The 20,167-nt window shown below is 67.8% G+C and carries 14 protein-coding genes and 1 rRNA gene; 9 read left to right on the top strand and 6 right to left on the bottom strand.

Annotated elements, in window-relative coordinates; all coding sequences use genetic code 11:
• The first annotated feature begins 9 nt into the window (after positions 1-9).
• Positions 10-124: ribosomal RNA gene (gene rrf / locus V3B48_RS15510) — 5S ribosomal RNA — on the top strand.
• Positions 125-551: 427 nt separating this feature from the next.
• On the opposite strand, the gene V3B48_RS15505 is transcribed toward rrf, so the two are convergent.
• The 3 genes from V3B48_RS15505 to hemH form a co-directional block, all read right to left on the bottom strand.
• A complete protein-coding gene (locus tag V3B48_RS15505; RefSeq protein WP_329894033.1) occupies positions 552-2,681 on the bottom strand; it encodes a methyl-accepting chemotaxis protein in 2,130 nt (709 codons plus the stop codon).
• Positions 2,682-2,971: 290 nt separating this feature from the next.
• Complete coding sequence (locus V3B48_RS15500; protein ID WP_329894032.1) at positions 2,972-3,826, bottom strand: alpha/beta hydrolase; 855 nt, start codon at positions 3,824-3,826, stop codon at positions 2,972-2,974.
• On the bottom strand, positions 3,823-4,785 hold the full coding sequence (hemH, locus tag V3B48_RS15495) for a ferrochelatase (RefSeq protein ID WP_121504095.1): 963 nt from the start codon (positions 4,783-4,785) through the stop codon (positions 3,823-3,825). The genes V3B48_RS15500 and hemH overlap by 4 nt, the downstream gene beginning before the upstream one ends.
• A gap of 165 nt (positions 4,786-4,950) precedes the next feature.
• On the opposite strand from hemH, the gene V3B48_RS15490 reads away from it, so the two are divergent.
• The 4 genes from V3B48_RS15490 to tatC all read left to right on the top strand — a co-directional run bounded on the left by V3B48_RS15490 (position 4,951) and on the right by tatC (position 7,370).
• Positions 4,951-5,844, top strand: a complete 894-nt coding sequence (locus tag V3B48_RS15490) for a YSC84-related protein (RefSeq protein ID WP_032128452.1) — start codon at positions 4,951-4,953, stop codon at positions 5,842-5,844.
• Between the two features lie 75 nt (positions 5,845-5,919).
• Positions 5,920-6,147: a Sec-independent protein translocase subunit TatA gene (tatA, locus tag V3B48_RS15485; RefSeq protein ID WP_032128453.1), complete on the top strand. Its 228-nt coding sequence runs from the start codon at positions 5,920-5,922 to the stop codon at positions 6,145-6,147.
• 15 nt (positions 6,148-6,162) lie between these two features.
• Positions 6,163-6,624: a Sec-independent protein translocase protein TatB gene (gene tatB / locus V3B48_RS15480; protein ID WP_121504097.1), complete on the top strand. Its 462-nt coding sequence runs from the start codon at positions 6,163-6,165 to the stop codon at positions 6,622-6,624.
• A complete protein-coding gene (gene tatC / locus V3B48_RS15475; RefSeq protein WP_032128455.1) occupies positions 6,621-7,370 on the top strand; it encodes a twin-arginine translocase subunit TatC in 750 nt (249 codons plus the stop codon). Before tatB ends, tatC begins: the two co-directional genes overlap by 4 nt.
• 86 nt (positions 7,371-7,456) lie before the next feature.
• Here the strand turns inward: tatC and V3B48_RS15470 are convergent, their stop codons facing one another.
• Genes V3B48_RS15470 through V3B48_RS15460 form a run of 3 tightly spaced genes read right to left on the bottom strand, consistent with a single transcriptional unit; the run spans position 7,457 to position 10,972 of the window.
• A complete protein-coding gene (locus V3B48_RS15470; RefSeq protein ID WP_043399673.1) occupies positions 7,457-8,368 on the bottom strand; it encodes a BPSS1780 family membrane protein in 912 nt (303 codons plus the stop codon).
• Positions 8,369-8,418: 50 nt separating this feature from the next.
• Complete coding sequence (locus V3B48_RS15465) at positions 8,419-9,165, bottom strand: glutamine amidotransferase (protein ID WP_032128456.1); 747 nt, start codon at positions 9,163-9,165, stop codon at positions 8,419-8,421.
• Positions 9,137-10,972: an ATPase, T2SS/T4P/T4SS family gene (locus V3B48_RS15460; RefSeq protein ID WP_329894031.1), complete on the bottom strand. Its 1,836-nt coding sequence runs from the start codon at positions 10,970-10,972 to the stop codon at positions 9,137-9,139. The genes V3B48_RS15465 and V3B48_RS15460 overlap by 29 nt, the downstream gene beginning before the upstream one ends.
• 83 nt (positions 10,973-11,055) lie before the next feature.
• Here V3B48_RS15460 and glyQ point away from each other — a divergent pair, with 83 nt between their 5' ends.
• The 4 genes from glyQ to V3B48_RS15440 all read left to right on the top strand — a co-directional run bounded on the left by glyQ (position 11,056) and on the right by V3B48_RS15440 (position 20,073).
• On the top strand, positions 11,056-11,967 hold the full coding sequence (gene glyQ, locus V3B48_RS15455; protein WP_006403404.1) for a glycine--tRNA ligase subunit alpha: 912 nt from the start codon (positions 11,056-11,058) through the stop codon (positions 11,965-11,967).
• Positions 11,968-12,054: 87 nt separating this feature from the next.
• Positions 12,055-14,130 carry a glycine--tRNA ligase subunit beta gene (gene glyS / locus V3B48_RS15450; RefSeq protein WP_049399153.1) on the top strand — a complete coding sequence of 692 codons (2,076 nt, stop codon included), beginning with the start codon at positions 12,055-12,057 and terminating at the stop codon, positions 14,128-14,130.
• A gap of 289 nt (positions 14,131-14,419) precedes the next feature.
• Complete coding sequence (locus V3B48_RS15445) at positions 14,420-16,216, top strand: autotransporter assembly complex family protein (protein ID WP_080291770.1); 1,797 nt, start codon at positions 14,420-14,422, stop codon at positions 16,214-16,216.
• Entirely contained in the window at positions 16,213-20,073 is a 3,861-nt protein-coding gene (locus V3B48_RS15440) for a translocation/assembly module TamB domain-containing protein (protein WP_049424283.1), read from the top strand. The genes V3B48_RS15445 and V3B48_RS15440 overlap by 4 nt, the downstream gene beginning before the upstream one ends.
• The last annotated feature ends 94 nt before the right edge of the window (positions 20,074-20,167 follow it).

Here is a 20,167-nt window from a genome sequence, read left to right as displayed (position 1 = left end):
AACCGCCTCCCTGGTGAAATTAGCGCTGTGGAACCACCCGATCCCATCCCGAACTCGGAAGTGAAACGCAGCTGCGCCGATGGTAGTGTGGCTCAAGCCATGCGAGAGTAGGTCATCGCCAGGGTTTACACCCAAAACCCCGCTGCTTACGCAGCGGGGTTTTTCTTTGTGCGCGCGAAATGCGGGTAGTGCCGGCCGCTGGCCGGCACTGCCGTGGCTGCACAGCGGCCGGTAGATCCACGCTATGCGAGGATATTCTCCGCGGGCAGCCACAGCGCCAATCAAGGTTGGCGTCTACCGAGTGCAGCCGGACCCACAGTAGATCCACGCCGTGCGTGGATGGGCTGTCCCTGCAAAGAGCGGTGCCAACCCCGGCAGCAGGCCAGACAGTGCGCGTGGCTGTGATTGCCGGCCAGCGGCCGGCACTACCAGTAGATCCACGCCATGCGTGGATGCCCTTCGTGAGGAACCACGGCGCCAACCAAGGTTGGCAGCTACTGGCAGCAAGGCCTACGCAACAAAAAGACGGCGCCCTGCGGGCGCCGTCTTGATCAGGATCGAACTGAAGGCCCGGATCGGGCGGCCTGCGAGACCTCGTGCGGTTCCTGCTGGCGGAACACCGACACCGCCTCGGTAAGCGTACCCGCCTGCGATTGCAGCTCGCGTGCGGCCGCGGTGGCTTCCTCCACCAGCGCGGCATTCTGCTGTGTGGCCTGATCCATCTGCACTACGGTCTGGTTGATCTGCTCAATGCCGATCGACTGCTCCTGCGACGCCGCGGAAATCTCGCGCATCAGGTGGCTGACATCCTCCACGCCGCCAACAATGCCCTGCATGCGTTGGCCGGCGTCAGCTACCAGCTGGGCACCCTCACCCACCTGGCGGCCGGCTTCGTCGATCAGCTTCTTGATCTCCTGGGCCGCCGCCGCAGAGCGCTGCGCCAGTACCCGCACCTCGCTGGCCACGACCGCGAAGCCTCGGCCCTGTTCGCCGGCGCGTGCCGCCTCCACGGCTGCGTTCAACGCCAGGATATTGGTCTGGAAGGCAATGCCGTCGATGACGCCGGTGATGTCGCCGATCCGCTTCGAAGCACCTTCGATGGCCTGCATGGTATTCACCACCCGCTGCATGGCCGTGTTGCCGTCACTGGCAGCGCTCTGCGTGGAAGCTGCCAACGCACTGGCCTCACGCGCATGGGCGGCGTTCTGGCGCACGGTGGCGGTGAGTTCCTCCATCGATGCTGCGGTCTCCTGCAGGTGCGCGGCCTGGCGCTCGCTGCGCTCGGACAACGCGCCGTTGCCGGCGGCAATCTCGCTGGCGGCGGTACTGATCGACGCCGCACATTCCTGGATGCGACCGACCATGCGTGCCAACTGACCGGCCGTGGCATTCGCATCGCGCTGGATGGCAGCGAAAGCGCCGTGATACTCGCCGTGCATGCGCCGGTCCAGATCGCCATTGGCCAGTGCCGAGAGCATCTGCCGCACTTCGTTGACGGTGCTGCCGAGCGTATCGAGCAGCTGGTTGATGCCACCGGTCAGCCCATCGAGGAAACTGGCACCTTCAGTGGCCTGCAGGCGCTGGTCGAGATCACCGGCCGCTGCCGCAGCGACGATGCCGGCCACGGCGTTTTCCAGCGCGAGTTCATGGGTGCGGTCATGCCATTCCACGGCGAAGCCCAGGCGCGCGCCCTGCGCATCGAACACCGGGGTGACCACCTGCGCGAAGTGCACCGGGCCGATCTGCACCTTGCCGTTGTGCGTGACCTGCAGGCCATTGAGGATCGCGCGGATGCGGTCCGGGTTGGCGTGGAAGCGGTGGATGCTGCTGCCGACCAGGCGCTCGGCGTCGGAGTCGGGGAAGGCCTGGCGCAGTGTTGCCTGCTGGTTGCGCAGCAGGGCCACCACCGAGCGGTTCACGTAACGGATCACGTGGTCGTTGTCGGCAATCATCATCGCGGTGCGCGAGGCGTCGAGCGCCTGGCGGATCTGCGCATTCTCGGCATGCGCGTCAGCCTCGCGCCCACGCTGCGCCTGTACGTGGCGGGCGGTATCGGCCAGTGCATGGGCCAGCGAACCGGGTGCATAGGCCGCGGTATCCGCATGTGCGCTCAGATCGGTGCCCGTCGCGATATCGCGCGCCAGTGCCGCCAGGCGGCGTGGGCCGTGGCCAAGCGCCTCGGTCTGCTGGCGCAGGCGCAGCGCGACCTGGCCGAGGAACACGGTCAGGCTGGCGAACAGGCCCGCCTGCAGCAACGTCGGTCCCACGGCTGCGCCGTGCAGCAGCGGTACCAGCAGGGCGAGGGTGCCAACACCACCGGCCAGCCATACCGGCAGGCGATCGCGGTGGCTGAGCAGCACGCCCAGCAACAGCGCAATCGGCAATGCCGGTGACAGGCTGACGATCGCGCACAACAAGGCCAGCTGCAGCGACAACAGCAATGCCAGGCCATTGCGGGCGACGGCCCGGCCCGCCTGTGGACCGGCCAGCCAGAGGGCGGGCAGTACGGCGGCCGCGGCCAACGCAGCGCCCGGTACGTGGGGCCCACGCAGGGCCAGCACCAGGCCAGCCACAGCCAACGCCGCGCTGCCGATCAGCAGTCGACGGTCAGCGCGGCGCGCGAGCTGCTGCAGATGCGGCATGCGGGCGGTATCGGGGGGACGGGAGGATGCAACGGACATCGGCGACTCCTGGATCAGCAAACGACAACAGCCACGCCGCGGCGCACGCAGGAGTGCGTGAGCAGGGCGCGAGCCGGGAATTCGGGGAATGCGGCGCGATCAGCGACGCGGAGACGGGACACCGTGGCCACATCCTGTGGGTGACGGTGCAGCAGAGCGGGCATGCGGACTTCCTTGCAGAACCAGACACACGCCGCAGGCCCGACCGGACCTGCGTGCTGCGGACGCAGGGGCCCGCAACTGATGTATCGGCCGCAAACGCGCGGAGTGAAGCGCGCGGATACGTTTGCTCAGCCGGCGTTGCCGTTGCTGAAGAAGTGCAGGATCACGCCCGCGATCTGTTCCGGGTCTTCCATGTGCAGGTGATGGTTGCCGGCAAACACCGCCAGACGGCCATCGCGCAGGTGCTGCAGGCGATCGCTGCGCATCGGCTCGGGATAGTACGACTGCGCCGGTGTGGCGTAGATCACCTGCGTCGGGCAGGCGATGGCCTGCAGCAGGTTGTCGATCTGGCCTTCGCTGAGGCGGATCGCAGTGGGCAGCATCAGGCGCGGGTCGCTGCACCAGCGGTAACCACCTTCGACCGGCTCCACGCCGCGCTCGACCAGCAGCCGTGCACAGCGCTCGCTGAGCTGGTTGGTCATCATCCGCGCGCGGATCGGCGCGGCGAGGTCGGGGAGCACGCGCAGCTGCTTGCGTGCCAGTGCGCGTGTGGCATTCACATGCTCGCGCAGGCGGTTGGCGGTTTCTTCCTCAGGACCACGCAGGCCGCCGAGTGCTTCGATCGCCACCAGCCGTTCGACACGGTCGCTGACCGAGGCGGTGAGGCTGGCGATGCCGGCGCCCATCGAATGGCCGAGCAGGCTGAAACGGTCCCAGCCCAGCGCGTCGGCGACGTCGAGTACGTGACAGATGGCGGCGGCCGTGGTGTAGCTGGCACCGGCCGGCAGATGCGCGCTGTGGCCGTGGCCGGGCAGGTCGATGGCCACCAGCTGCAACGACGACAGGTGCGGCGCCAGCGGCACGAAGCTGGCCGCGTTGTCGAGCCAGCCATGCAGGGCCAGCACGCGCGGGCCATCACCGTGGTTGCGCAGGCCGGCGACGCGCGCGCCACCGACCTCCAGTTCAAACGGTTGCAGGCTCATGCCAGTGACGCCACGGCCAGCCGTGCCAGCGCACGCGCGTGCTCCGGTTCGGCGTTGAGGCAGGGGATATAGCGCATCGTCGTGCCGCGCTCGGCCAGTGTTTCGGTGAAGCCCAGTGCCACTTCTTCCAGCGTCTCCAGACAGTCGGTGGCGAAGCCCGGGCACACCACGTCGATCTGCTTCACGCCGGATTCGGCCAGCGCCCACAGGCTGGGCTCGGCATACGGCTGCAGCCAGCGCTCGCGGCCGAAGCGCGACTGATAGCCCATCTGCCAGTCGTCCCTGCCCAGCTCCAGCGCCTTGGCGATGGCCTGCGCACTGGCCTCGCAGCGCTGCGGATACGGATCGCCGGCGTCGGCCAGGCGCTGCGGAATGCCGTGGAAGGAGAACATCAGTTTCTGGCCACGACCGTGCTGTTCCCAGTAGCGGCGGATCGAGCCGGCAACGGCGTCGACCCAGCCCGGATCGACCGAATAGTCGCGTACCAGGCTCACGGTCACGCCCGGATTGCGGCGCTGCCAGGCATCGACGCGGTCTTCGACCGAGGCGGTGGTGGTGGTGGAGTACTGCGGGTACAGCGGCAGCACCACGATGCGGCGCGCACCGTCGGCCGCCAGCCGGTCGAGTTCGCTGGCCAGCGCCGGTTCGCCATAGCGCATTGCATGGCGCACCGTCAGGGTCGGCAACAGCGCTTGCATGGCCTGCGCCAGCTGGCGCGTATGCACCATCAGCGGAGAGCCCTCCGGCAGCCAGACCTGGGCGTACTTGGCCGCTGAACGGCTGCTGCGCAGCGGCAGGATCAGTCCGCGCAGCAACGGCTGCCACAGCAGTGCCGGGATCGAGACCACGCGGGGGTCGGACAGGAATTCGGCCAGGTAACGGCGTACGGCGGGGGCCGTCGGCGTCTCGGGCGTGCCTAGGTTGACCGCCAGCACGGCGGTATCGGGTGCGTCGAGCATGAGCGGTATTGTCGCCGATCCGGTGCCGCGCCGGGATGCGGGGTTCGGATTGCAGGCATAGCGCGCATCAATGTGAGCAGGGAACGCTCATTGGGGATTCATGACAACACTACTAATTTCAGTCACTTGCTATATCTTCCTATGGACTGACTTCTGGAGCCTGCCATGCGTCGCCCGATCCAAGCCCTGCTGATCGCCGCCAGCCTGCTGTCCAGCCAGGCCATGGCCGGACCGCAGGAAGACCAGCGTGCCCGCAATGCCGTGCGCGTGCTGGCTGAAATCCAGGAAATCCCTGAACAGGGCATTCCGGACAAATTGCTCGACGAAGGCCGCGCGGTCATCGTCATTCCCGACACGATCAAGGCCGGTCTGGTCATTGGCGGTCGTCGTGGCCACGGCCTGATGTCCGTGCGCATGCCCAACGGTGCCTGGTCCAACCCGGTGTTCGTGAAGCTCACCGGCGGCAGCATCGGCTTCCAGGCCGGCGTGCAGTCCTCCGATGTGGTGCTGGTGTTCCGCAACGACCGGAGCCTGGACAACCTGGTCAACGGCAAGTTCACGCTGGGCGCCGATGCGGGTGTCGCCGCCGGCCCGGTCGGCCGCAATGCCGCCGCCGCCACCGACGGTCAGCTGAAGGCCGAGATCTGGTCCTGGTCGCGCGCCCGCGGCCTGTTCGCCGGTGTCGCCCTGGATGGTGCGGTGCTGCAGATCGACGATGCCGCCAATCTGGACGCCTACGGCAGCAACACCACGCCGCGCATGATCTTCGAAGGCCGCGCGGCCGGTTCGCCGTCGATGGATGTGGTCACGTTCCGCGACCGCCTGGAAGAGGCCACCTACGCCGCGCGTAACAACCGCAGCGGCAACGGCGGTAGCGCGCCGCGCCCGGCAGCGGCCCCGGCGGTTGCTCCGGCGCCTGTTCAGGCAGCGCCGGCCGCCCCGGCCGAAGCCACTACCGCACCGCTGCAGAACGTGCCGCAGAACCCGCCGCCGCAGCAGCAGGGCTTCCAGCCGGTCAACGACGGCGAAATCCGCACGGAAACGCTGGGCGGAAACTGACTTTCGTCACGCGCGCCGGCTAACACCCGGTGCGCTATGCTCGACAGCCTGATCACTAACGTAACGAGCGTCTTTATGGGCAGTTTCAGCATCTGGCATTGGTTGGTCGTGCTGGCCATCGTCCTGCTGGTGTTCGGCACCAAGCGCCTGACCAGTGGCGCCAAGGATCTCGGTTCGGCGGTCAAGGAATTCAAGAAGGGCATGCGCGACGAGGACAAGCCGAACGCGCAGCTGGGCGATGAATCGCGCAGCCAGGACGCCTCGCGCGCCGCGCAGGACGAGCACGACCGTAACGCTCGCTGATCCGGAGCGGTCGCGGTGTTTGATATCGGCTTCAGCGAACTGCTGGTGATTGCGGTGGTTGCCCTGGTGGTGCTCGGTCCCGAGCGCCTGCCCAAGGCGGCCCGCTTTGCCGGCCTGTGGGTACGTCGTGCCCGCAATCAGTGGGATTCGGTGAAACAGGAACTGGAGCGCGAACTGCAGGCCGAGGACATCAAGCGGCAGATGCAGGACGTGCGCCAGGGCATGCAGGACACCGAGAACCAGCTGCGCGCCAGCGGTGAAGCGATCCGTCGCGAAGCGCAGGAGGCCCAGCAGCAGGGCGATACGTTGGCGCAGGAAGTACGCGCGCCGGCGCCCGCAGATCTTCCGCCGCACATGAGCGCCGTGCCCGACACCGATGCGCCGGCACAGGAGAGCGTTGCTCCCGAGCCGACGCCGGCGACACCCCCTGAAGCCGGTGCGCCGCCGCCGCAGAGCAGCCCGGAGCGCCAGCCATGAGTGAACAGGATTTCGGCGAAAGCTCGCTGGTCGAACATCTGGTGGAACTGCGCGGCCGCCTGGTGCGCGCATTGCTGGGCCTGGGCGTGGTGCTGCTGGCGCTGCTGCCGTTCACCCAGAAGCTGTACAACGCGCTGGCCGAACCGCTGGTCTCGCAGCTGCCGAACGGGCAGACGATGATCGCCACCAACCCCGCCGGCGCCTTCTTCGCCCCGCTGAAGCTGACCTTCTTCGTCGCCCTGTTCGTGGCGGTGCCGTGGCTGCTGTACCAGCTGTGGGCGTTCGTCGCCCCGGGCCTGTATGCGCGCGAGAAGCGCCTGGCGGTGCCGTTGCTGGTGTCGTCGGTGCTGCTGTTCTACGCCGGCTGTGCCTTCGCCTACTTCCTGGTGCTGCCGGCGGTATTCCACTTCCTCACCACCTTCAGCCCGGACGTGATCGCGATCACTCCGGATGCGAACGCCTACCTGGACTTCGTGCTGGCGATCTTCTTCGCTTTCGGCGGCAGTTTCGAACTGCCGGTGGCGATGGTGATCCTGGTGCTGCTGGGCTGGGTGACGCCGCAGCAGTTCAAGGAAGGCCGCGGTTACGCGATCGTCGGCATCTTCGTGGTGGCCGCAGTGCTGACCCCGCCGGACGTGGTCTCGCAGCTGATGTTGGCGATTCCGATGTGCCTGCTCTACGAACTGGGCATCCACGCCGCACGCTGGCTGGTGCCGTCGTCGGTAGTGAAGAAACCCGCCGCCTGAAAGAAAAAAAGGGGACGGAGGGGATTAAGTCGTTAGCTGCACACACTGGGCATAAACGACTTAATCCCCTCCGTCCCCTTTTTCCGTCAGGCGTGGAACACGTCGCTTGAGGTCGGCGTGGTCGGGATCGGTGGGGCCGCGCGGCTGCCGCGATGCACGAACATCTGCTTCCACGCGGCGTAGACCGCGCCGACATACAGCGGCATCAGCACCGTGGTCAGCACCAGCTGGGCGATGAAGGCCGCAGCCAGCGGGCCACCGATCAGCATCGCGATCTGGATCACGATCACGAACAGGATGTACATGCAGAACGCGGCGATCAGGCCGAGCGCGGCGAACACGAACATCGCGCCGATGTTCTCGATGCAGCCCTGCAGGCTCAGGCGCAGCGCGTGCATGCCGCTCTGCTTGTCGAACACCACCAGCGCCGGCTGGGTGAACATCGCCAGCGACAGCGCCACCGCGCTCAGGAACACCAGCAGCATCCACAGCGCGATGCGCTTGGCCGGCAGGTTGGCGACCAGCGCGGCCGCATCATCCGGCTTGATCTGCTGGCCACTGCGGCTGATTTCTTCCATCTTGGTCATGACCTCGCTGAAGGCTGTGAAGCCCTCGCGGCCGATCATCATGAACAACAGCGCGCCCAGCAGCAGCACCGCCAGCACCTGGATCGCCAGCGGCACCAGCAGGTGGCTGACGCGGTGGTCGCGGATCGGCTGCAGCAGGTGCGACGCCAGGCCCGGGCGGCCTTCGTCGATCTCGCCCACGGCATACAGCATGCCGCCGAACATGATCGGCGAAATGGCCAGGGTCATGAGCTGTACTGCCATGCCGGCGGCGCCGGGAATCAAGGTCGACAGCAGGGTCACCACCCAGCTCACCAGCAGCCAGGTCAGGCCGATCCGGGCCAGCTGCAGCGGCGCACGCCGGTACAGGGAGAACGTATCCAGCAACCACTGGGCGCCCGCCGAGGCCGGCAGCTTGCGAATCTCTTTCATGGACATCCGGGAAGGACAGGAGGGGGCCGGGCGGCTGCCCGTGCCGCCGATTATCCCTGTTTTGCCACCGGCTGGGCTGAAGACAGCCGCGCCTGGCGGACGAAGCGGCGCAACAGCTGGCGGGCCAGTGGTGCGGCGCTGACCGCGCGCTCGATGCTGCGGGCGCAGCCGCCGTGGCGGCCGATGCAGTCGGCGCGGGCGCGCACGTAGCCGCGCATGTGGTGGGTGGCGAATTCCGGATGGAACTGCACGCCCCACGCCTGGCGGCCCCAGCGGAAGGCGTGGCAGCCGTCCAGCGGCGAGCGTGCCAGCACTTCGGCACCTTCCGGCGCGCGCAGCACGGTCTGCAGGTGGGTGGCGTGGGCGGCGAAATGCTGCGGCAGGCCCTGGAACAGCGGGTCCTGCGCGGCCTGCGGCTGCAGTTCCAGCTCGATCGTGCCGGACTCGCGCCCGGCCGGGTTGTAGGCCACCTCGCCACCCAGCGCGTGTGCCAGCAGCTGGTGGCCGTAGCAGATGCCGAACACCGGCAGGTCGTCGTGGGCGGTCTGGCGCAGCCATGCGGCGCTGCGCTCACTCCACTCGGCGTGGTCGGTGACGAAGGCGGCCGAACCGGTCACCAGCACGCCGGCGAAGGCATGTGGGTCGGGCAGGGCGCCACCGTGTTCGACATCGACCACCACCGTCTCGTGCTCTTCCAGCCCGGCGGCGACGCGGATCCAGTGCGGAAAGCGCCCGTAGCGGCGCAGCGACGGTACTGGGCGGCCGGTTTCAAGGATCAGGAACGGGGCTGGGTTCATCCGGGGGCGGCAGGACTGACAGGACTTCCTCGATTGTAGTCAGCCCCTGCGCCACCTTTTCAAGCCCGGCCTGGCGCAGGGTTCGCAGCCCTTCAGCCCGTGCGGCACGGCTGAAACCGGCCAGATCCATGTCGGCACGGATCTGCCCGCGCAGCCGCGAACCCAATGGCAGCAACTCATACAGGCCGATGCGGCCGAGGAATCCGGTGCGCCGGCACTCCAGGCAACCGACCGGCCGACAGGGCGTGGCGGCATCTGGATATGCGGCATGGCTATCAGCCAGCACCGCCCAGTCGGCGGCGCCGAGGCTGTGCGGCTGCTTGCAGTGCGGGCACAGCGTGCGCACCAGGCGCTGGGCGAGGATGCCGTTGAGGGTGCTGGCCAGCAGGTAGTGCGGCACGCCCAGGTCGAGCAGGCGGGTGACCGCCGAGGGCGCGTCGTTGGTATGCAGGGTGGACAGCACCAGGTGGCCGGTCAGCGAGGCCTGCACCGCCATCTGCGCGGTTTCCAGGTCGCGGATCTCGCCGATCATGATGATGTCCGGGTCCTGCCGCAGCAGGGTGCGCACGCCGCTGGCGAAATCCAGGTCGATGTTGGTCTGCACCTGCATCTGGTTGAACTCGGGCGCGATCATCTCGATCGGGTCCTCCACCGTGCACACGTTCACGTCCGGCGTGGCCAGGCGCTTCAGCGTGGAATACAGGGTGGTGGTCTTGCCCGAGCCGGTCGGGCCGGTGACCAGCACGATGCCGTGCGGGCGTTCGACCAGTGCATTCCAGCCCGCCGCCTCCTGCGGGCTGAAACCGAGCTGGTCGATGCTCTTGAACGCGGCATCCGGGTCGAAGATGCGCATCACGCACTTCTCGCCGAAGGCGGTGGGCATGGTCGACAGACGCATCTCGACCTCGCGGCCGCCCGGCGAACGGGTCTTGATGCGGCCATCCTGCGGGCGCCGGCGTTCGGCCAGGTCCATGCGGCCGAGCACCTTGATGCGGCTGACCACCGCGGTCATCACCGCCGGCGGTACCTCGAACACCTTGTGCAGCACGCCGTCGATGCGGAAGCGCATGCGCCCCATTTCGCGGCGCGGCTCCAGGTGGATGTCCGAGGCGCGCTGCTCGTAGGCGTACTGCAGCAGCCAGTCCACGATATGCACGATGTGCTGGTCGTCGGCATTGACGTCGCCGGTGCGGCCCAGCTCCACCAGCTGTTCGAAGCTGGGCAGGGTGGTGCTGGCCTCGCCGCGCACGTCGCCACGGGCCCCGCGCACCGAACGGGTCACCCCGTAGAACTCCATGGTGTAACGGTGCAGGTCCAGCGGATTGACCACCGCCAGCTCGATGCGGCGGCGGGTCAGGTGCTGCAGGTCACGGCGCCACTCCTGCACCAGCGGCTCGCTGGTGGCCACCAGCACGCGCTCGGCATCCACCGCCAGCGGCAGGAAGCGGTGGCGGCGGGCGTAGGCGTGGGAGACCAGCGCGGTGACGGCGGCAACGTCGACCCGGGTCGGGTCGATGCGCAGGTAGCGGCTGCCGGTGCGCTGCGCCAGCCACTCGGTGAGGCGCTCCAGGGTCAGTTCGCCACCGCCGTTGGCGGCCAGCTTGAGGTTGGACAGCAGCACCAGCGGGTGCACTTCACTGGCGTTGCGTGCGCCCTGCGCGGAAAAGCGCATGCGCTCGCGGTCCTGCTCGGCCACCAGGCCATCGGCGATCAGGGCCGCGGCAATCTGCTCGAACTGCAGGCGACCCCACGGCAGCGGTACGCGGCCAGCCTCGCCGGGCGTGCCCACCGGCAGCCGATGTTCCATCTGCCTGCTCCTCCCGGGTACGGAATGCCCCGCAGGTCGGCCGTTATACTAGCGCACCCCCTTGCCGGCCAAGACTCGTACGCATGTCCGCGACCCCGACCGTTCCGATCACCTTCCAGGGCCTCATCCAGACCCTGAACCAGTTCTGGGCCCAGCAGGGCTGCGTGCTCATCCAGCCGCTCGACCTGGAGGTGGGCGCCGGTACCTTCCACCCGGCCACCTTCCTGCGTGCGATCGGTCCGGAGAGCTGGAACGCGGCCTACGTGCAGCCCTCGCGCCGCCCGACCGACGGCCGCTACGGCGAGAACCCGAACCGTCTGCAGCGCTACTACCAGTACCAGGTGGCGATGAAGCCGGCGCCGGACAACATCCAGCAGCTGTACCTGGATTCGCTGAAGGCACTGGGCATCGATCCGCTGGTGCACGACCTGCGTTTCGTCGAGGACAACTGGGAATCGCCGACGCTGGGCGCCTGGGGCCTGGGCTGGGAAGTCTGGCTCAACGGCATGGAGGTGACCCAGTTCACCTACTTCCAGCAGGCCGGTGGCCTGGAGTGCCGCCCGGTGCTGGGCGAGATCACCTATGGTCTCGAACGCCTGTGCATGTACCTGCAGAACTGCGACAACGTCTACGACCTGGTCTGGACCTACGGCCCGGACGGCCAGCCGGTGACCTACGGCGACGTCTACCACCAGAACGAGGTGGAGCAGAGCACCTACAACTTCGAATACGCCGACGTGGAAGAGATGTTCCACCGTTTCGATGCCTGCGAACGCGAAGCGCAGAAGCTGGTGGAAGTGAACCTGCCGTTGCCGGCCTACGAGCAGGTGATGAAGGCCAGCCACACCTTCAACCTGCTGGATGCGCGCCGCGCGATCAGCGTGACCGAGCGCCAGCGCTACATCCTGCGCGTGCGCGCGCTGGCCCAGGCGGTGGCCAAGGCGTACTACGAGCAGCGCGAGAAGCTGGGCTTCCCGGGTGCGAAGAAGGCCTGACCGCCTTCCTGCACCGACCCGCTTTTCACCCACTACCCGGGGCGCCGGACGCGTTGCGCGCTGCGCCCCCACCACAGGATCGAACCGATGAGCCAACTGTCCCCCCTGCTGATCGAACTGGGCACCGAGGAGCTGCCGGTCAAGGCGCTGCCGGGCCTGGCCCAGGCGTTCTTCGACGGTGTCGTCGAAGGCCTGCGCAAGCGCGGCGTCGCGCTGGAACTGGGCGATGCGCGCCCGCTGTCGACCCCGCGCCGCCTGGCCGTGCTGCTGCCGGGCGTCGGCCTGGAGCAGCCGGAACAGCACAGCGAAGTGCTGGGCCCGTACCTGAACATCGCGCTGGACGCCGAAGGCCAGCCGACCAAGGCCCTGCAGGGCTTCGCCGCCAAGGCCGGGATCGACTGGACCGCGCTGGAGAAGACCACCGACAACAAGGGTGAGCGTTTCGTGCACCGCGCGGTGACCCCGGGTGCGAGCACTGCCAGCCTGCTGCCGGAGATCCTGCGCGAGGCGATCGCGGCGATGCCGATTCCCAAGCCGATGCGCTGGGGTGACCACGCCTGGGGCTTCGCGCGCCCGGCCCACTGGCTGGTGCTGCTGCACGGTGCCAACGTGGTTGAAGCCGAGCTGTTCGGCCTGCAGGCCGGTCGCGTCAGCCGTGGCCATCGTTTCCACCACGACCAGGCGGTGTCGCTGGCCCAGCCGCAGGATTATGTTGAAGCCCTGCGTGCCGCGTTCGTGCTGGTCGACCCGAGCGAACGCCGTGCGCGCATCGTTGCCGAGGTCGAGGCCGCTGCGGCCAAGGCCGGTGGCAGCGCCCGCATCACCGACGACAACCTGGAGCAGGTGGTGAACCTGGTCGAATGGCCGTCGGCAGTGCTGTGCAGCTTCGAACGCGCGTTCCTGGCGGTGCCGCAGGAAGCGCTGATCGAGACGATGGAGATCAACCAGAAGTTCTTCCCGGTGCTGGATGCCGCTGGCACCCTGACCGAGAAGTTCATCGGCATCGCCAACATCGAATCGAAGGACGTGGCCGAAGTGGCCAAGGGCTACGAGCGCGTGATCCGCCCGCGCTTCGCTGATGCCAAGTTCTTCTTCGACGAGGACCTGAAGCAGGGCCTGGTGTCGATGGGCGACGGCCTGAAAACGGTGACCTACCAGGCCAAGCTGGGCAGCGTGGCCGATAAGGTGGCGCGCGTGGCCGCTCTGGCCGAAGTGATCGCCCCCCAGGTCGGCGCCGACGCCGCGCAGGCCAAGCGGGCCGCGCAGTTGGCCAAGAACGACCTGCAGTCGCGCATGGTCAACGAATTCCCGGAACTGCAGGGCATCGCCGGCCGCCACTACGCCGTGGCCGGTGGTGAATCGCAGGAGGTGGCGCTGGCCATCGACGAGGCCTACCAGCCGCGCTTCGGCGGTGACGACATCGCGCTGTCGCCGCTGGGCAAGGTGCTGGCGATTGCTGAACGTGTCGACACGCTGGCCGGTGGCTTCGCCGCTGGCCTGAAGCCGACCGGCAACAAGGACCCGTTCGCCCTGCGCCGCAACGCGCTGGGCCTGGCCCGCACGATCATCGAAAGCGGCTTCGAGCTGGACCTGCGCGCGCTGCTGGCCAGCGCCAACGCCGGCCTGGCCGCGCGCAACGTGCAGGCCGATGTCGGCGAGCTGTACGACTTCATCCTCGACCGCCTGAAGGGCTACTACGCCGACAAGGGCGTGCCGGCCACGCACTTCAACGCCGTCGCCGAGCTGAAGCCGGCCTCGCTGTACGACTTCGACCGCCGCCTGGATGCGATCGGCACCTTCGCCGCGCTGCCGGAAGCCGAGGCGCTGGCTGCGGCCAACAAGCGCATCCGCAACATCCTCCGCAAGGCCGAAGGCGACATCCCGGCCCAGATCGACCCGGCGCTGCTGCAGGAAGACGCCGAGCGCGCGCTGGCTGAAGCGGTCACCGCGGCCATCGACGACACCGGCGCCAGCCTGCAGCACAAGGACTATGTGGCTGTGCTGGCGCGCTTGGCACGCCTGCGCCCGCAGGTCGACGCGTTCTTCGATGGCGTGATGGTCAATGCCGAGGATCCGGCGCTGCGTGGCAACCGCCTGGCGCTGCTGACGATGCTGGGCGAGCGCCTGGGCAAGGTGGCAGCGATCGAGCATCTGTCGAGCTGACGCCCGTATCGGTAGTGGCGGGGGCGGGGGGGGGGGGGGGGGGGCTGGGCCGGGCCCGGCGGGTCCCCCCCCCCCCCCCCGGGGGGGGGGGGGGGGGGGCCCCCCCCCCCCCCCCCACTACCGGATCACCGCTGGCGGATGTCCATCGGGGTCATTGCCGGCATCGCGCACGATGCCGGCATCCTCGGCTGCGATCACGACGATCGCCACAAAGGCGCGTATTTTGACCGCCACTTAACAACCGATCCCGAATGACGTGATGCATTTCGCATCGTCACCTTCGGTCGGTATGCTGTGCCGCATGCAGCCAAAGAAATACGCCCTGCCGCTGATGGTCCTGTCGCTGGCCGCCACCTCCGTGGCCCACGCGCGCGGCACCATCGACAAGGTGGACATCAAGGGATTGGACAAGGGCGACGACGCCGCAATCATCGAGAACATCCAGGAATCGCTGTCGCTGTACGACACGATCGGCAAGGAACAGGGCGAATCGCGCCTGGAGTACCTGCTGTCACAGGCCGAGCGGCAGACCCGCCAGGCACTGGAACCGTTCGGGTACTACAACCCGGTGATCAAGGTCGAGGCGCCGCGCGAGGACGAGCACGTGCGCGTGCTGATCCATGTCGACAAGGGCACCCCGGTGACCGTCCGCCGCGAGCACATCGACATCACCGGACCGGCGATGTACGACCAGTACCTGCAGGACGATCTGGCCGCGTTCAAGCCGCGCAAGGGCCAGCGTTTCGAACATACGCAGTACGAAGCCAGCAAGATTACCGTCACCCGCCGCCTGGCCGAACGTGGCTATTTCGATGCCGACTACACCCAGCGTCAGGTACAGATCACCCGTGCCGACAACGCCGCCGACATCGACCTGACCTGGGACAGCGGCCGTCGCTACAACATGGGACCGGTGCGTTTCGAGCAGGACTACTTCGTCGACAAGCTGTTCGATCCGCTGGTGTACTGGGAACAGGGCAGCTACTTCCACGAGGGCAAGCTGGACCGGCTGCGCGAGTCGCTGACCAAGCTGGACTACTTCAGCGTGATCGACATCCAGCCGCGGCCCGACCAGGCCGATGCGAACGGCGAAGTGCCGGTGGATGTGAAGCTGACCCGTGCCAAGCGCACCATCTACACCGCGGGTCTGAGCTACGGCAGCGAAAGTGGCCCGGGTGTGCGCGGTGGCATCGAACGGCGGTGGCTGAACAACCGCGGCCACAAGATGAACACGCAGCTGGACTATGCGCAGAAGCGCAAGAGCCTGGTCACCAGCTACCGCATTCCGGCCTTCAACTGGCTTGATGGCTGGTACACCTTCGCTGCCAGCGCCTACGACGAGCAGACCGACTACATCGACCTGCGCAACTTCAAGCTGATCGCCAGCCGCAGCGGCGAGATCAACGAACACTGGACCGCGATCGCCTCCATCAACGCGCTGCGCGAGCGCTGGCGCTATGCCTCCGGCACCGAATTCACCGACGCGGTCTACAACACGTCGACGCTGGTGTACCCGCAGATGGTCGCCGACTACGTCAACGTCGATGACGAACTGTTCCCGCGCAAGGGCATCAGCGGTACTGCGACGATGCGTGCCGGCGTTGAAGGTGCCGGTTCGGACACCAGCTTCGTGCAGGCCAATGCCGTGCTGCGCTGGTACATCCCGGTAGGCGAAAGCAACCGCCTGATCCTGCGCGGCGAAGGTGGCACCACCTGGACCAGTGATCTGGTGGCGATGCCGCCCAGCCTGCGCTACTTCGCCGGTGGTGACCGCAGCATCCGCGGCTATGCCTATCGCGAGGTGGGCCCGCGGACCCCGGCACCGGACAAGTACGCGCTGGGCGCCAAGAACCTGGTGATCGGCTCGGCCGAGTACGAGCACTATTTCAATGGTGGCCCCTGGGGTGCGGCGGTGTTCGTCGATACCGGCAGCGCCTTCGACAACACCATCGATCTGCATACCGGCGTCGGCTTCGGCGTGCGCTGGAAATCGCCGGTGGGCCCGGTGCGCGTGGATATCGCGCATGGCTTGAACAACCCGGATTCGCAGTTCCAGCTGTACCTCAACATCGGAGCGGACCTGTGAGTACGCCCGCACCCACTCCGAACCCGACCACGCCGCCGCGCGTGCGCTTCTACCGCCGCCGCCGCTTCTGGGCCTGGTCCGGTGTGGGCGTGCTGGGCCTGGTGCTGCTGGCCCTGCTGGCGGTGTACTGGTTGCTGCAGACCGTGGCCGGGCGTGACGTGCTGCTGGCGCAGGTGGTGGCACGGCTGCCGGTGGGCGCCAGCTTCACCTGGGACAAGGTGGACGGCCCGGTGGCCGGTCCGCTGACCCTGTACAACGTCGACTTCCGCTACGACGACATCCATTTCCACGCCGAGCGCGCCCATCTGGAGCCGGACCTGCGCCCGCTGCTGGGCCGCAAGCTGCTGCTGGACAAGCTGGAGCTGACCAACGCAACGTTGAACCTGGCCAAGAGTGACGAGCCGTTCAAGCTGCCGTCGTGGCCCGATTCGCTGCCGCAGATCGAAATGCCGTTGGCGATCCAGGCCGATGCCATCGCCATCGACGGCTTCCGCATCAGCCAGGCCAACGAGCCGGTGATCGACATCAGTCGCGTGCGCGGCGGCATCGAGATCGCCAATGGCGAGTTCCAGGCACACAAACTGGTGGTGGACAGCGACATGGGCAATTTCACCGCCCAGGGTCGTTACATCCCGGCCAAGGACTACGACACCGATGTGACCGTCACCGCGGTGCTGCCGGCGCCGCGTGGCCGCACGGCCGCCACCGTCGGCCTGGTCGCCCGCGGTGACCTGTCGCACATGGAAGTGGCCGTAGCCGGGCGCGCGCCGAAGCCGCTGCACGCGATGCTGGTGTTCGATGGCCGCACCGATCCGAGCTGGAGCGCCAGCATCCGCAGTGACGAGCTGGATCTGGCGCTGCTGTCGCCGGCACTGGCCAGCTCGGCGATCGCGCCGCTGGCACTGGATTTCACCGCCGCCGGCAAGGGCGGCAACGCCAACCTGCGTGGCAAGGTGAAACAGGGCGATCAGGAACTGGAACTGGCACCGTCGGTGGTGTCGCTGCAGGACCAGGTGCTGAAAGTCTCACCGCTGCTGGTGAAGGGTCTTGGCGGTGAGGCGCGGCTGGAAGGCACCGCCGATTTCAGCCAGGAAGACCAGCAGAAGCTCAACTTCTCGGTGGTCGCACATGACCTGACCTACGTGCCAGCGGCGGACCCGAACACCGCCGGCAGCGCCCCGGTGCCGGTCACCTTGAAGGAAGCGCGCTTCGGCCTGGCCGGTACCCTGAAGGCCTGGGCGGCGATCGGCCGCGCCGAGGTCGAGCGCGACGCGCAGAAGGCACAGCTGCACTTCGATGTGCGCGGCAACGATCAGGCCGCGTCGATCCACCAGCTGCAGGCGCAGACCCCGGGTGGCCAGCTGCAGGTGGAAGGCCAGGTGGCGTGGGCACCGCAGCTGGACTGGGATGCCAAGGCCACACTGAAGGACTTCGACCCCGGCTATTTCGTGCCGGGCTGGAATGGCCGCCTGTCCGGCAACCTGGCCTCCAAGGGCCGCCAGCTGCCGCCGCCGGCAAACGCACCGCCGGGTACCGCCGGCACGTTGGAAGCCACGGTCGATCTGCCGTCGTTGAAGGGCGTGCTGCGTCAGCGCAACCTGGACGCACAGGGCAAGTTCGCGCTGCAGGGCGCGCAGGGCCAGGGTGACCTGAAGCTGTCGCTGGGCAGCAGCCGGGTGACCGCTTCGGGCAAGGTCGGTGACCGCCTCGACATCGATGCGCGTTTCGAACCGCTGCAGCTGAGTGACCTGCTGCCGGGCGCCGATGGCGGCCTGCGTGGCCAGGTACAGGTGAAGGGCCCGCGCGATGCGCCGGACATCACCGCCGACCTGGTCGGCAACAACCTCAACTGGGACGGCTACGGCGCCGAGAGCGTGAGCATCAAGGGCCACCTGCCGTGGCGCGGCGACAGCGGCACGCTGGCGATCCAGGGCCAGCAGGTCAATGCCGGCATGCTGCTGGAACGCTTGAATGTGGATGCGCAGGGCAGTGTCTCCAACCTGCGCCTGGCCGCGCAGACCCGCAACGAGATGGGCGCGATCGAGCTGCAGGGCAGCGTGCGCCAGCAGGGCGCGCAGTGGCGCGGCGAGCTGGCCGCGCTGCGCATCGCACCGGTGAAGGGCGATGCCTGGTCGCTGCGTGCACCGGCGGCGTTCGCGATCAACGGCAGCAACTACACGCTGGGCGAAGCCTGCCTGGCCGCTGCCAGCAGCGGCACACTGTGCGCACAGGCCAACTGGCCGCGCGAGGGCCTGGTGGTGCGCAGTGATGCGCTGCCACTGGCGCTGGTGCAGCCGTGGTTGCCGCCGCAGTCCGGCCGTCGCATCTACCTGCGTGGCGATGTCAGCCTGGATGCGCAGATCCGCCCGCGCGGCAACGCCTGGGAAGGCCATGTGGAAGTGCGCTCGAAGGAAGGCGGCGTGCGCCTGGGTGAGAACCGCAATGCCGTGGGGGACACCACCCGTGGCGAGCTGGTGCGCTACGACCAGTTCTCGCTCAAGCTCGACATGACCCCGGCCAGCATCAAGGGCTACCTGGGCATGGGCTTCCAGGGCAACGGCTTCGTCGATGCCAGGATGCAGACCGGTTGGGAAGCCAGCGCACCGCTGAACGGCGAGCTCTACCTCAACATGTCGCGGCTGTACTGGCTGGAGCTGTTCTCGCCGGACATCGTGCGACCGACAGGCCTGATCGAAGGCCACGTCAGCCTGCGCGGTACGCGTGGCCAGCCGTCGCTGGGCGGTGACGCGCAGCTGAGCAACTTCAAGGGTGAATTCCCGGCGTTGGGCCTGACCTTCGACCAGGGCAAGGGCAGCTTCGTGGCCCAGCCCGATGGTTCGGCCAAGATCACCGCGCAGGCCAACTCCGGCCAGGGCACGCTGTACGTGGATGGTGGCCTGTCGTGGTTCGGCGATGCACAGCCGCTGCAGTTGAAGATCCACGGCGACAACGTGCTGCTGTCCAACACCAGCGAGCTGCGCATCGTCGCCAATCCCAACCTCGACTTCACCCTGGCCAAGGCCGCGATGGAGCTGCGTGGCACCGTGCACGTGCCCGAGGCCGACATCGATCTGGAGCGCTTGGACCGCGGCACCTCGGTGTCCGAAGACGTGGTGGTGCTCGACCCGGCCGATCCGGAAGAGTCGCGTACCTCGCCGCTGGACATGGAGCTGACGGTCAGCCTCGGTGACAAGGTGAAGATGACCGGCTTCGGCCTGAAGGGCGCGCTGACCGGCAAGATGCAGGTCTGGGCCAAGCCTGGTCGCGAAATGACCGCCAATGGTGGGCTGGAAGTGAGTGGCCGCTACAAGGCGTACGGGCAGGACCTGACCATCACCCGCGGCAACCTCACCTGGAACTACAACGCGGTGTCCGACCCGCGCATCAACATCCGTGCCGAGCGCCGGATCGGTGATGTCACTGCTGGTATCGACGTGACCGGGCGTGCGCAGCAGCCGCGTGCGGACGTGTGGTCTGACCCGGCGATGTCGCAGTCCGAAGCCCTGGCTTATCTGGTGCTGGGACGCAGCCTGACCGGCGCCAGCAGCGACCAGACGCAGCAGGTCAATGCGGCCTCGGCGGCATTGTCGGCCGGCAGCGGCCTGCTGGCCTCGCAGCTGGGTGCCAAGCTGGGCCTGGACGATGCCGGCGTGAGCCAGTCGCGCGCGCTGGGTGGCTCGGTGATCGGCGTCGGCAAGTACATCTCGCCCAAGCTGTACGTCGGTTACGGCGTGTCGCTGGTCGGTGCCGGTTCGGTGATCACGCTGAAGTACCTGCTGCGCCGCGGCTTCGACGTGGAAGTGGAATCGAGCACGGTGGAAAACCGTGGGTCGATCAACTGGCGGCGGGAGAAGTAACGATGCGGTAGTGGCGGGGGGGGGGGGGGCCCCCCCCCCCCCCCACCCCGGGGGGGGGGTGGGGGGCCCCCGGGCCGCCCGAACCCGCCCCCGC

It is taken from the genome of Stenotrophomonas sp. SMYL20 (assembly GCF_036320045.1).
Lineage (GTDB): Bacteria > Pseudomonadota > Gammaproteobacteria > Xanthomonadales > Xanthomonadaceae > Stenotrophomonas > Stenotrophomonas maltophilia_A.
Note: the sequence above shows the minus strand (reverse complement) of the source record. Positions and strands in the feature narration are given on the sequence as shown.